Consider the following 12,531-nt stretch of genomic DNA (forward strand, 5'->3'; position numbering starts at 1 on the left):
GGTCTCGGCAGAGTGTCGAAGCTCACCGGTGGACACGCCGAAACCCGAGGTCATCGGCGTGTCCATCCAGTGAAATATTCACTTACATAGTGAGAATTCAGCGCTTCTTGGATGTCCCCGTCGGTTTCCCGGCCGCTTTACCACCGACCTTGGGCCTTTGCTTCTTTTCGCGCACCCGGACATTCACCCGGACGGGGCTGCCTTCGAAGCCGAATCGCTCACGGAACTTGCGTTCGATGAACCGGCGATAGCCCGCTTCGAGGAATCCGGTGGTGAACAGGACCAGCGTCGGCGGCCGAATGCCCGCCTGGGTCGCGAACAGCACCTTCGGCTGCTTGCCGCCACGCACCGGCGGCGGGGTCGCGGCGATGAGGTCGGCCAGCCAGCCGTTCAGCTGACCGGTGGGGACCCGCTGGTCCCAGGACTTCAGCGCGGTCCGCAGCGCGGGCGCGAGCTTGCGCACGGACCGGCCGGTGAGCGCCGAGATGTTGACCTTGTCCGCCCACGGCACCCGGACCAGGCCGCGGTCCAGTTCGCGGACCATGGCGTGACGGCGGTCCTCGTCGACGAGGTCCCACTTGTTGAAGGCGAGCACGCAGGCGCGACCGGCCTCGACGACCATCGTCAGCACCCGCAGGTCCTGCTCGGACAGCGGTTCGGCGGCGTCCAGCAGCACGATCGCGACCTCGGCCGCGTCGATCGCGGTCTTGGTCCGCAGCGACGCGTAGTACTCCGCGCCATTGGCGGAGTTGACGCGCTTGCGCAGACCCGCCGTGTCGACGAACCGCCAGGTCTCGCCGTCCAGCTCGACCAGCGAGTCGACCGGGTCGACGGTGGTGCCGGCGACCGAGTCCACCACGGACCGCTCCTCGCCGGAGAGCTTGTTCAGCAGGCTGGACTTGCCCACGTTCGGCTTGCCGACCAGCGCGACGCGGCGCGGGCCGGTGGTGGCGCGGTCGCCGTCACGCGGCATCGACGGCAGCGCCTTGACGATGGCGTCGAGCAGGTCGCCCGAGCTGCGCCCGTGCAGCGCGCTGACCGGGTACGGCTCGCCGAGGCCGAGCGACCACAGCGACGCGGTGTCGGCGAGCAGGCGGTCGTCGTCGACCTTGTTCGCGGCGAGCAGCACCGGCTTCTTCGAGCGGCGCAGGACCTTGGAGACGGCCTCGTCGGTGGCCGTCGCGCCGACGCTGGCGTCGATGACCAGCAGGACCGCGTCGGCGGTGGCCATCGCCATCTCGGCCTGCGCGGCGACGGACGCCTGCAGCCCGGTCGCGTCCGGCTCCCAGCCGCCCGTGTCGACCAGGGTGAACCGGCGGCCCGCCCAGAAGGCGTCGTAGGCGACCCTGTCCCTGGTCACGCCGGGGACGTCCTGCACGACCGCCTCGCGACGGCCGAGGATGCGGTTGACCAGGGTCGACTTGCCCACGTTCGGCCTGCCGACGACGGCGAGGACCGGCTGCGCGAGCTGCGCCTCCTCCTCGGCCTCGCCCGCGGCGATCTGCGCGTCCAGCGCGGTGAATTCGGACTCGTCGGACCAGGAGCCGTCGACCTCGCCGACTCCGTCAAGCTCTGTCATCAGTTACTTCACATTCTGTCGCGTGTCTTGGAGCCCGTGCTCCAAGCGCCATTCGTCCAGTGCCTTCACGAGGTCCGCGAGCGCGATGCGAAGCCGCTCGGTTCCCTCCTCCAGCCCTGTCCTTCCCTTCCCGATCTCGGGAGTGAAAGGTTCGCCGACCAGGATGTCGACGCGTGGCCGCCAACGCCTTCTGGCGCCGGCGGGTTTGTACGTCCCCCGAGTGGCGACCGGAACCACGGTCGCGTTCCCGGCGCGGACCAGGAAGGCCGCGCCGCGCTCGAAGTTTTCGGCGTCACCGAGGCCGCGGGTGCCTTCGGGGAAGATCCCGACCGCACCGCCGTCCTCGAGCACCTTGACCGCCGTCATCAGCGGTTTGCGGTCCACCGCGCCCCGTTTCACCGGGATCTGGCCCAGTTTGGGGAAGAACCAGCCGACGAACCCCCGGAAGAGTTCCTCCTTGACCAGGAACGCCGTGCGCCGCGACAACATTCCGAACAGCAGCTGCGGTTCCACCATCGAGCTGTGGTTGGCGATGAACACCACCGGCCCGGACGCGGGCACCCGGCTCGCCACCGTGGACCCGGACGCGGAACGCGGGCCGGACGATGAACTGCGAGATCCCCCTGCCGAAGGTGTGGATCGGGCCGCTCGCGCCCTCGGGCAGTCCCTTCGCGCTCACCTGGTGACCTCGGCGGGGCAGCCGTCGAGAAGGCCGCGGTGCAGCGCCAGTTCCGCCAGCGCGACGATCACCTGGTCGATGTTGAGCGCCGAAGTGTCCACCTCGACGGCGTCTTCGGCCGCGCGCAGGGGCGAAGCCGCCCGCGTGGAGTCGAGCCGGTCTCGCCGCTCCACCGCCGCCTTCGCGACGGCATGCGTGGACTCGCGGCCGGCGGCGGAATCCTGCGCGCTGCGACGCGCGGCACGGACTTCGGCCGAGGCGGTGAGGAAGATCTTGAGCGGCGCCTCCGGTGAGACGACGGTGCCGATGTCGCGGCCTTCGACCACGATGCCGCCGACCCGGTCGAGCACCTCGGCGATGATCTCGCGCTGCCGGGTGACCAGCAGTTCGCGAACCGCGGGGACGGCCGAGACCGGCGACACCGCGGTGGTGACGTCCGCGCCGCGGATCTCGGCGGAGACGTCCTCGCCCGCGAGGGTCACGGTCGCTTCGTCGGGGCTGGTCCCGATGCCGAACTCGGCCTTCCGGGCGACGTCCGCGATCGCGACCGCGTCGGCCAGGTCGGTTCCGGCGCGCAGGACGGCGAGGGTGACCATGCGGTACATCGCGCCCGTGTCGAGGTAGCCGGCGCCGAGCTTCGTCGCGAGCTTCCGCGAAACCGTGGATTTCCCGGTCCCGGACGGGCCGTCCATCGCGACCACACCACGCAGGGCTCCCGCCACCGGAACTCTCCTCAGCTCATTCGTCGCTCATCTGATCGACGACCATTCTGCCTGGTGGCGCACGACACGCCTCAGCCGCCCACGGGGAACCGGCCGGAGCCGATTTCTAGCGACGCTAGACAAACTGCTCCTGCTCCGGAACGTCCGCGCGGTGGGCTGGGCGCTCCTCGCGCTCGCGTTCATCCCGGTCGGCGACATGCTGATCGTGTTGACCCACAACGGTTCTCCCGGCGCCGCGTTCGGCATCCACGGCGCGACGGCGGCCGTGATGGTGCTGCTCTCGGCGATGTTCCTGATCCGCCCAGCGCAAAACGGACAGTGAGTTACTGTTGTTCACGTGAACGTCGAAGTGACCCCGCTCCCCGGAATAGGCGTCCGTAAGGACTTCGCCACCCGCCACGGCCGCCGTGTCGGTGTGGTCACCCATCGCGATGGACACGTCGAGCTGATCGTGTCCAAAACGGACGATCCCGACGCCTGCCTGGCCTCACTTCCGCTCACCACCGACGAAGCGGGCGCGCTGGCGAACCTGCTCGGCGCGCCCCAGCTGGTCGCACAGCTCACCGAAGAGCACCGGGACCTGCCTGGCATCAACACCAAGCAGCTGCCGATCAAGGCGTCGTCGCCGTTCGACGGGCGGACGCTGGGCGACACCGCCATGCGGACGCGGACGAGCGTCTCGGTCGTCGCGGTGATGCGGGCCGGCCAGGTCCACCCCTCCCCCAACCCGGACTTCAACCTCACCGCGGGCGACGTGCTCGTCGCGGTCGGGACGTCCGAAGGGCTGGAGGCCGCCGTCAAGATCTTGAAGTACGGCTGATCGCGGATGGATCACACCGCACTGTCCTTGATCGAACTCGGGGCGGTCTTCTTCGGGCTGGGCGCGTTGGGACGCCTCGCCGGGAAGATCGGGATGTCCCCGATCCCGCTGTACCTGATCGGTGGCCTGTGCTTCGGCCAGGGCGGGTTGATCCCGCTCGGCGACATCGGCGACTTCACCCACCTCGCCAGCGAGATCGGTGTCGTCCTGCTGCTGCTCCTGCTGGGCCTGGAGTACTCGGCGGCCGAACTGTTCACCGGGCTGAAACGCTCGTGGATGGCGGGCGTCGTGGACATCGTGCTGAACGCCGCGCCGGGCGCGATCGTCGCGCTCATCCTCGGCTGGGGACCGATCGGCGCGATCGTCATGGCGGGCGTCACGTACATCTCGTCGTCCGGGATCATCGCGAAGGTGCTCGGCGACCTCGGCCGGCTCGGTAACCGGGAAACGCCGGTGGTGCTGTCGATCCTGGTGTTCGAGGACCTGGTGATGGCGCTGTACCTGCCGATCCTCACCGCGGTCCTCGGCGGTGTGAGCTTCCTCGGCGGAATGAAGGCGGTCGGGATCTCGCTGCTGGTGATCACGGTCGTCCTGGTGATCGCGCTGAAGTTCGGCCGGTACGTCTCCGCCGCGGTGGACAGCCCGGACCGCGAGGTCTTCCTCCTCAAGGTCCTCGGCGCGGCACTGCTGGTCGCCGGTGTCGCCTCGGCGATGCAGGTGTCGGCGGCGGTCGGCGCGTTCCTGCTCGGCATCGCGATCTCGGGTTCGACGGCGGAGAACGCGACACACATGCTCGAACCGCTGCGTGATCTCTTCGCGGCCGTGTTCTTCGTCGTGTTCGGGCTCAACACCAACCCCGCGTCGATTCCGCCCGTGCTCGGCTGGGCGGTCGTCCTGGCGGTGGCGACCACGCTCACGAAGGTAGGCACCGGCTGGTGGGCCGCGCGAAGACAAGGCATCGGGAAAATGGGCCGGGCTCGTGCCGGAGCAGCGCTGGTCGCCCGAGGCGAGTTCTCGATCGTGATCGCCGGTTTGGCGGTGGCGGCGGGAGCCGTGACCGGCGAACTCGCGGCGCTCGCGACGGCGTACGTGCTCCTGATGGCGATCCTCGGCCCGACGGCCGCCCGGATCGTGGAACCGGTGGCTCGCGCTCTGCAGCGGAAGCCTTTCGGTTCGAAGAGCCCCGCCTCGCAGACCGGCTGACCCTTCCCTGCCAAGTGTCATGAAAGGGCCGTTCAGGACGTTTTCTGTCCTGAACGGCCCTTTCATGACATACGGGGAGCACCGGACCCCTACCCGCGCTCAAGCCCCGAAACGGCCGCCGGAGCGATCCCCGCCGGAGCCACCGGAAGCGCCGCCGGAACGGCCGACGGGCCCGAGCCCACGACGGGCAGCGCCAGCGAAGTCCGGCCGAGGTCCACCGTGATCTTCGGGTACTGCGACGGACCCGAGATGAACGAGCCGTCCGTCCCGCCGATGATCAGCGCGAGCTGATGTCCCTTCGGGACGACGTGATCCGTGCTCGCCAGCCGGAACGTCATCGTGTACGGCTGCCCCGGCGTCAGCGGCGACTCCTGGCTCGGCGAACGGTAGTTGGCCAGATCCGCCCAGCCGCGGCTGATGATGTTCAGTCCCACCGAGACCGAGTCGGTGCTCGTGTTGAGATAGCAGGCGTCGTTGCCCGTCGCGCTCGAACCCCAGCACGACTGGGTCAGCTCGTTCTTGATGCCTTCCTTGGATCCGGTGTAGTTCCGGATGGTCGCCGGACCGTAGTCCACCAGGATCGCCGAGAGCCGCGCGGTGGACGTCGACGGCGTCGCGGTCACGGTCAGCTTCGCCGTCCCGGAGACCTGGAGGTCCTTCTCGAGCGCGCCGGTGCTGAACAGCACGCGTCCGCTCGCGGTCTCCGTCGGCCGAGCGGCCCAACCGTTCGACGTCTGGCCGGACGAGTCCGTGAACGACGCCGTACCCGTTCCCGCGGTCGTGCCGAGCGTGCCGACGCCCGGAGTGCCGCCGGACGCGGGACGCAGGGTGACCGCGCTCCCCGCGGGCCACGCGGGCTGGTCGACCCAGACGTCGGGCTCGCGTTCCACGCTCGCGCCCGGCGTCTTCTCGATGCCGTTGTCGACGCCGAGCAGGTAGTGGTCGAACCACTTGTGCAGGGTGTCGACCCACGCCGAACGCCGGTAGTCGAACGGGTCGACGTGGCCTGCCTGCGTCAGCCAGATCTTGCGCTCGACGTTCAGCGCTTCCCACCACTGCCCGAAGTTGATCGTCTTGACGTTGAGGTCGCCCAGGCCGTGCGAAGCGAGCACGCTGGCCTTCACCTTCGAAGCGCTCTGGACGTAGTCCCGGTCGAGCCAGAACGCGTTGTAGTCGCCGTTCGAGGTCGCGCCCGCGGTGAGCTTCTGGTTCGCCGCGCCGCAGTTCTGCCCGCCGTTGCGCTGGGACACCGTCTGCGCCAGCCCCGCCGGGCTGCCCTGGCGCAGGCTCGCGCCGTCGGAACGGTAGTAGTCGTACCAGGAGCTGATGGCGCCGATCGGCACGATGGTCTTGAGCCCGTCGACACCGGTCGCGGCGACGCCGTTGGCGACCGTGCCGTCGTAGGACTTCCCGATCATGCCGACCGCGCCCGTCGACCACGACGCGGTCGTCTTGGTCGATCCGGTCGCCGTCGTGAACCCGTTCGCCCGGCCGTTGAGCCAGTCGACGACCTTGCGCGCCGAGTTGACGTCCGAAGGCCCGCCGATGTCGGTGCAGCCGCGGGACTTGTTGGTACCGGCCAGATCCACCAGGACCACGGCGTACCCGCGGGGCACGAAGAAATTGTCGTAGTAGAGCGGGAACCCGACCGGCCTGCCCGCCGAGTCGTAGGTCTTGAGCTCGCTCTCGTTGCCGCGCCCGCAGCACGAGTAGTACGGGCTCGCGTCCATGATGACCGGGACCTTCTTGCCCTGCGCCGCGGGTTCCTTCGGCCGGATGATGTCGGCGGCGACCCGGTCCGAGCGGCCGTCGCCGTCCCCGTCGAGGCCGATGTCGACCCAGGCCGTCTCGCGGACGGCCTGGGCGAAGTCGTAGACCGGTTCGCTGCCCCGCGGTTTCGCGGCGGACTGCGGCGCCGCGACCACTGCCGCGGCGACCGCCAAAATCCCTGCCAGCACAACTGTTTTCACGGTTGAGCCCTTCCCCGTCGGCTGAAAGCCCATCAGGAAGAGCTAAACGCGAAGATCGCCCGCGCAGTAGAGCGGAAAGTCTTGGTTACAGATCGACGGCGCGGTAGAGCGAGCCGACCTCGCCCCGGTTCAGCCGCCGGATCGAGCCCGACCGCTGCGCGCCGAGCTGGACGTCGCCGAGCGCGGTCCGGACCAGTTTGCGCACCGGGTGCCCGGTGGCCGCCATCAGCCGCCGCACGATGTGCTTGCGGCCCTCGTGGATGACCAGTTCGATCTGGGTCCGCCCGGCCAGCATGTCCTTGACCCGGAACTGGTCGACCTTCACGATGCCGTCCGGCAGCTCGAAGCCCGCCCGCAGCTCCTTGCCGAGCCCGCGCGGGACGATGCCCTCGACCTCGGCGAAGTAGGTCTTCAGTACCCGGAACGACGGGTGCATCAGCCGGTGGCCGAGGTCGCCGTCGTTGGTGAGCAGCAAGAGCCCTTCGGTGTTCTCGTCGAGCCTGCCGACGTGCACGATGCCGGGCGTCTCCTCGTACCGGCCGCGCAGGTAGTCGCCGACGCACGGGCGGCCGCGGTCGTCGCTCATCGTGCTGTGCACGCCCTTGGGCTTGTTCAGCAGGAGGTAGACGAGGTCCTCGCGGACCTGGACGCGGGTGCCGTCGACGTGGATCACGGAGTTGTCCGGATCGACCCGGCGGCCGAGTTCGGTGACCACCTTGCCGTCCACGCTCACGCGACCGCGCACGATCAGGTCCTCGGCCGCGCGCCGCGAGGCGACGCCTGCCTGCGAAAGGACCTTCTGCAGCCGAATGCCGTCGGGATGCGGGTCAGATGTCATCGATGGTGTCCACTTCGGGTAGCAACGGAGCGATGGGCGGAAGGTCGGCCAGGGACGACAGGCCCAGTCGCTCCAGGAACAGCTCGGTCGTCACGTACAGCGTGCCAGTGGTTTCGGGGTCGGTCCCCATCTCCTCGATCAGGCCGCGCGCCAGCAGCGTCCTGATCACCCCGTCCACGTTCACCCCTCGGACGGCGGCGACCCTGGCCCTGGTCACCGGCTGCCGATAGGCGATCACGGCGAGGCTCTCCAGTGCGGCTCGCGTCAGCTTGGAACGCTGGCCGTCGAGCAGAAGCTTCTCCACGAACGGGGCATAGACGTCCCTAGTGTAGAACCGCCACCCTTCACCGACTCGGCGCAGGTCGATTCCGCTGGACCGGTCGGTGAACTTCTGCGCCATCGTGCGCAGCGCCACGGTCACCCGCGACACGGGCTGGCCGACGGTCTCGGCGAGCGATTCCTCGTTGATCGGCGAGTCCACGACCAGGAGCAACGCCTCGAGGGCCGATTCGAGCGCCTCGTCGGAGGTGACGTCGGGGTAGTCGCCGTCACCGGCCGCGACGAGCCCCTCGTCGGCGGGCGGCTCCGCTTCGGGCTCCGCCGCCACGTCCGGTTCGGACCCGGGTTCCGGTGTCTCTTCGGTCTTCTCGGTGTCTTCGGTGTTCTCTTCGGGACTCACCCGTACTCCTCGTCCTCGACGGCGGCGCGGTCCTGTTCGGCCGCCGCCGACGCCTCCGCCACGGACCCGCCGGTCCAGCGCACGTGTAGTTCGGCGAGCGCCTCCAGCTGCTCGAACTGGACCGAGGACTCCCGGTACAGCTCCAGCAGCGCGAGGAACCGCGCCACGATCTCGACGGTGTGCTCGCAGTCCTCGACAAGCTCACCGAAGGTCGCTTCGCCTCTTTCCGCGAGCTTGAGCCGCAGCAGCGCGGCGTGCTCGCGCACCGAGACCCGGCCCATGTGGATATGCGCGATCGACACCGTCGGCGGCGGTTTCGGCCGGAAGACCGCGACCGCGATCTCGGCGAACTTCGCCGGGTCGACGCCGATCATCACTTCGGGCAGCAGCCCCATGAACCGGTCTTCGAGCGCGACCGACCGCGGGTAGCGCCGCAGCGCGCCGGCCTCCAGCTCGCCGAACAGGGCCGCGACCTGCTTGTACGCCCGGTACTGCAGGACGCGCGCGAACAGCAGGTCCCGGGCTTCGAGCAGGGCGAGGTCGTCTTCGCTCTCCACCTCGGCGGCGGGCAGCAACCGCGCCGCCTTGAGGTCGAGCAGGGTGGCCGCGATGACCAGGAACTCGGTCGTCTCGTCCAGGTTCCAGTCCGTGCCGAGCGCGCGGGTGTAGGCGATGAAATCGTCCGTGACCCGATGCAGCGCGACCTCGGTGACGTCGAGCTGGTGCTGCGAGATCAGCTGGAGCAGCAGGTCGAAGGGCCCCTCGAAGTTCTCCAGGTGCACTTTGAACTTGGACGTGCTCAGCTCTTCACTGGCCAGTCCTTCGGGGACCATCCCGCCGTGCACGGTCTCGTGCACGACAGGGGTCTCTTCTGCTTCTGTCCGCTCGACCGGCTCCGGGCCGCTGGGAGCAGCCGCGGCCGGGTCGTCCATCAGTTCTCGGTCTCTTTCCCGTCCTCGGCACCCGCCCGCAATCGCTGGACGAGTACCGACTCCTCGCCCGCCGCGTCGAAGTCGGCGAGCAGGACGGCCACCGCCTCGCGGACCAGCCTGCCGCGATCGAGCACGAGCCCGTGCTTCGCCCGGAGGTTCAGCCTGGCCTGCTCCATCGCCAGCAGTTCGTCGCCGGAGACGTAGACGGTGATCTTCGCGTCGTGCTTGGTCCGCCCCGAACCGCTGCGCGCGGCACGGGTCAGCCGGTCCTTGTGCGCGTGCCCGTCATCGTCCCCGGAACCGTTCCCGTTGCCGTTCCCCGTCGAGGGTGCGGGCTGCGCGGGCGCGGGCGGGAGATCGAGGGCCGGGCTGGAGGTGATCCTGAAGAGTTCGGACGCTCCGGGCAGGGAAGCTCGCCTGCTCACCGAGCGATCACCTCGCGTGCCAGCGCGCGATACGCCGCCGCGCCGGCTGATTTGGGAGCCCACGTCGTGATCGGCTCGCCCGCGACCGTCGTCTCGGGGAACCGCACGGTGCGGTTGATCACCGTGTCGAACACGGTGTCGCCGAATGCCTCCACCACTCTCGCCATGACCTCCTTCGAGTGCAGGGTTCTCGGGTCGTACATGGTGGCGAGAATCCCGGTGATGTCCAGTTTGGGGTTGAGGCGTTCCTGCACCTTCTCGATCGTGTCGATCAGGAGCGCTACGCCTCGCAGACTGAAGAACTCGCACTCCAGCGGGATGATCACACCGTCCGCGGCGGTCAGTGCGTTCACCGTCAGCAGGCCTAGCGAGGGCTGGCAGTCGACAAGAACATAGTCGTAGTCGTTCATGACCGGACGAAGGACCCGTAACAAAGTGTGTTCGCGCCCTACCTCTGCGACCAACTGGACCTCGGCCGCGGACAGGTCGATGTTGCTCGGCAGCAGGTCGACGCCGTCCACCCGGGTCTTCCGGATGACGTCGGTGATGCTGACCGAGCGCTCCATGATGACGTTGTAGACCGTCTGGTCCAGCTCGTGCGGCTGAATGCCGAGGCCGACCGAAAGCGCGCCCTGGGGATCGAAGTCGACCAGCAGTACCCGGCGGCCGCATTCGGCCAGCGCCGCGCCCAGGTTGATGGTCGAGGTGGTCTTGCCGACGCCGCCCTTCTGGTTGCACATGGCCATCACCAGTGCGGGGCCGTGCCGTTCCAGCGGCGGCGGGTCGGGGATCTCGCGATACGGACGGCCGGTCGGGCCGATGCCGTCGTTGTCGCGTTCTTGCTGCTTGGCGTCTTTGGCATCTTTGGCGCGCTTGGCCTTGCGGCCGCGGGAAGAGATCGTGTCCTCCGACGGTTCGTCGCCGTCGTGTTCGGCGGGGGTTGCGATGGTCACCTGGCTGAGGCTCGCGGCAGCCGAACCGGCGGACGCGGACGGCTTCGCCGGCTCGTTCGGTGTCGACATAACGCGAAAGCTCCTCTTCGGCAGGATCCTCGGCAGCCTATGCGCGATTCACGAGTCGAGCCAACGAGGCACGCCGGGATCGACCGGGTCGTTTAGCCGAGTGCGCGGGGGTGTGCTGTGGCGTAGACCTCGCGGAGCGTGTTGACCGTGACCAGCGTGTACACCTGGGTGGTGGTCACCGACGCGTGACCGAGCAGTTCCTGGACGACGCGGACGTCGGCGCCGCCTTCGAGAAGATGCGTCGCGAAGGAATGGCGCAACGTATGCGGGGAGACGCCCGCCGTGATGCCCGCGGATTCCGCGGTGTCCTTGAGGACCTGCCACGCGCTCTGCCGGGAAAGCCGGGAGCCGCGGGCGTTCAGGAACATCGCCGGGGTGCCTCGGCCGTGGACGGCGAGCGCCGGCCGCGCGCGGACGAGGTACGCGTGCACCGCTTCGAGCGCGGGACGGCCGATCGGCACGATGCGCTGTTTGCCGCCCTTGCCGTCGAGCAGGACGGTCCGCTCGGCGTCGTCGATGTCGTCGACGTCGAGTCCGACGGCCTCGGAGATCCGCGCGCCGGTGGAGTAGAGCAGTTCCAGCAGCGCCCGGTCCCGCAGCGGCCGTTCACCCTCGGGCGGCGGGGTTTCCAGCAGTTTCAGCACGTCGGCGACCGGCAGCGCCTTGGGCAGCCGTTTGGCCGCCGCGGGCGGGCGGACCTCGCGGGCCGGGTCGTTCTCGGTGATGCCGTCGGCGTGCGCGAACTTGTGCAGTCCCCGGACCGCGACCAGCGCACGGGCCGCCGAGGACGCGGCCAGCGGCTGATGTTCCTCATCGCCTTCGCGCAGCGCGGCGCCGAACGAGGTGATGTGCGCCGAGGTGACGTCGGTGAAGCGTTCGACGTCCGCGCCGCCGAGGTACGCGGTGTACCGGCGCAGATCGCGGGAGTAGCTGTCGAGGGTGTTCCTCGCGGTTCCGCGCTCGACCACCAGATGGTCGAGGTAAGCGGCGACCACCTGGGCGACTCCGGCACCGCCAGCCCGTGACACACGGACACTCTAGAGCCCACCGGGAACTTCTCGGTGGCAAGCGCGCGTACCGCGTCGCGGGGGTGAAACCGGCTACCTTGTGAGCATGTCCCAGGCACCGGACCCGGAGGAGATGCGCGTCGGCACCGCCGAGCGCGAAGAAGCGGCGCGCCTGCTCGCCGACCACTACAGCCAGGGGAGGATCACCCCGGACGAATACGAGGGCCGTGTCCTCGCCGCGTACGAGGCCGTGACGCTCGGCGAACTCCGGCCGCTGTTCCAGGACCTGCCTGCGCCGCATCCCGTGTACCTAGCGCCGCCGCCGCGGTTCGAGCAGCCACCGTTCGAGCCGCCGCCGTTCGTGCCCGTCTACCAGCAGCCTGCCGCGATCCTGCCGTACTCGCCGAAGTCGAAGGTCGCCGCCGGGGTGCTCCAGATCGTGCTGCCGTTCGGGATCGGGCGCTTCTACACCGGCCATGTCGGGATCGCGCTCGGCCAGCTGGCGGTCGTGGTGTTCACCTGCGGCATCGGGGTGGTCTGGCCGATCGTCGACGGGATCGTGCTGCTGGCGAACGGTGGCACCGATGCCCAAGGTCGCCGTCTCCGCGACTGACCGCCCCGGAACTGACATGAAAGGCCCCTTCATTGCGAAATT

The 12,531-nt window shown here is 69.1% G+C and carries 13 protein-coding genes and 1 pseudogene; 4 read left to right on the forward strand and 10 right to left on the reverse strand.

The features are described 5' to 3' along the window. Positions 1-97 precede the first annotated feature (97 nt). From der to cmk, 3 genes and pseudogenes are all read right to left on the reverse strand, one after another. On the reverse strand, positions 98-1,579 hold the full coding sequence (gene der, locus IE302_RS35845) for a ribosome biogenesis GTPase Der (protein WP_191258884.1): 1,482 nt from the start codon (positions 1,577-1,579) through the stop codon (positions 98-100). 3 nt (positions 1,580-1,582) lie between these two features. Next, positions 1,583-2,258, reverse strand: a pseudogene (locus IE302_RS35850) (lysophospholipid acyltransferase family protein). Beyond that, positions 2,255-2,959: a (d)CMP kinase gene (gene cmk, locus IE302_RS35855; protein WP_191258885.1), complete on the reverse strand. Its 705-nt coding sequence runs from the start codon at positions 2,957-2,959 to the stop codon at positions 2,255-2,257. The pseudogene IE302_RS35850 and the gene cmk overlap by 4 nt, the downstream one beginning before the upstream one ends. On the opposite strand from cmk, the gene IE302_RS43120 reads away from it, so the two are divergent. From IE302_RS43120 to IE302_RS35870, 3 genes are read left to right on the forward strand one after another with little or no spacing between them, the layout of a single operon-like run. Continuing rightward, positions 2,919-3,302 (forward strand): DUF4267 domain-containing protein, encoded by a 384-nt coding sequence (locus IE302_RS43120; protein WP_268246793.1) that lies wholly within the window; start codon positions 2,919-2,921, stop codon positions 3,300-3,302. The genes cmk and IE302_RS43120 overlap by 41 nt on opposite strands. Before the next feature lie 15 nt (positions 3,303-3,317). After that, positions 3,318-3,800 carry a cation:proton antiporter regulatory subunit gene (locus IE302_RS35865; RefSeq protein WP_005153480.1) on the forward strand — a complete coding sequence of 161 codons (483 nt, stop codon included), beginning with the start codon at positions 3,318-3,320 and terminating at the stop codon, positions 3,798-3,800. A 6-nt stretch (positions 3,801-3,806) separates the two neighbouring features. Next, positions 3,807-5,003 carry a cation:proton antiporter gene (locus tag IE302_RS35870; RefSeq protein ID WP_191258886.1) on the forward strand — a complete coding sequence of 399 codons (1,197 nt, stop codon included), beginning with the start codon at positions 3,807-3,809 and terminating at the stop codon, positions 5,001-5,003. Positions 5,004-5,092: 89 nt separating this feature from the next. Here the strand turns inward: IE302_RS35870 and IE302_RS35875 are convergent, their stop codons facing one another. From IE302_RS35875 to xerD, 7 genes are all read right to left on the reverse strand, one after another. Continuing rightward, entirely contained in the window at positions 5,093-6,961 is a 1,869-nt protein-coding gene (locus IE302_RS35875) for a Xaa-Pro dipeptidyl-peptidase (RefSeq protein ID WP_191258931.1), read from the reverse strand. Between the two features lie 97 nt (positions 6,962-7,058). After that, positions 7,059-7,811, reverse strand: coding sequence for a pseudouridine synthase (locus tag IE302_RS35880; RefSeq protein ID WP_005153474.1), 753 nt, complete (start codon positions 7,809-7,811; stop codon positions 7,059-7,061). Next, the gene (scpB, locus tag IE302_RS35885) at positions 7,801-8,490 is read right to left on the reverse strand and encodes an SMC-Scp complex subunit ScpB (RefSeq protein WP_191258887.1); all 690 of its coding nucleotides are present in this window, start codon (positions 8,488-8,490) and stop codon (positions 7,801-7,803) included. The genes IE302_RS35880 and scpB overlap by 11 nt, the downstream gene beginning before the upstream one ends. Beyond that, positions 8,487-9,422 carry a segregation and condensation protein A gene (locus IE302_RS35890; RefSeq protein WP_191258888.1) on the reverse strand — a complete coding sequence of 312 codons (936 nt, stop codon included), beginning with the start codon at positions 9,420-9,422 and terminating at the stop codon, positions 8,487-8,489. Before IE302_RS35890 ends, scpB begins: the two co-directional genes overlap by 4 nt. After that, positions 9,422-9,847 (reverse strand): cobyrinic acid a,c-diamide synthase, encoded by a 426-nt coding sequence (locus tag IE302_RS35895; RefSeq protein WP_191258889.1) that lies wholly within the window; start codon positions 9,845-9,847, stop codon positions 9,422-9,424. The genes IE302_RS35890 and IE302_RS35895 overlap by 1 nt, the downstream gene beginning before the upstream one ends. Beyond that, positions 9,844-10,869 (reverse strand): ParA family protein, encoded by a 1,026-nt coding sequence (locus IE302_RS35900; RefSeq protein ID WP_191258890.1) that lies wholly within the window; start codon positions 10,867-10,869, stop codon positions 9,844-9,846. The genes IE302_RS35895 and IE302_RS35900 overlap by 4 nt, the downstream gene beginning before the upstream one ends. Before the next feature lie 92 nt (positions 10,870-10,961). Continuing rightward, positions 10,962-11,864, reverse strand: a complete 903-nt coding sequence (gene xerD, locus IE302_RS35905; RefSeq protein ID WP_191258932.1) for a site-specific tyrosine recombinase XerD — start codon at positions 11,862-11,864, stop codon at positions 10,962-10,964. 118 nt (positions 11,865-11,982) lie between these two features. Here xerD and IE302_RS35910 point away from each other — a divergent pair, with 118 nt between their 5' ends. Further along, positions 11,983-12,489 (forward strand): DUF1707 domain-containing protein, encoded by a 507-nt coding sequence (locus IE302_RS35910; RefSeq protein WP_191258891.1) that lies wholly within the window; start codon positions 11,983-11,985, stop codon positions 12,487-12,489. Positions 12,490-12,531 lie beyond the last annotated feature (42 nt).

This window comes from Amycolatopsis oliviviridis, from assembly GCF_014654365.1.
In the GTDB taxonomy this organism is placed as follows: Bacteria; Actinomycetota; Actinomycetes; order Mycobacteriales; family Pseudonocardiaceae; genus Amycolatopsis; species Amycolatopsis oliviviridis.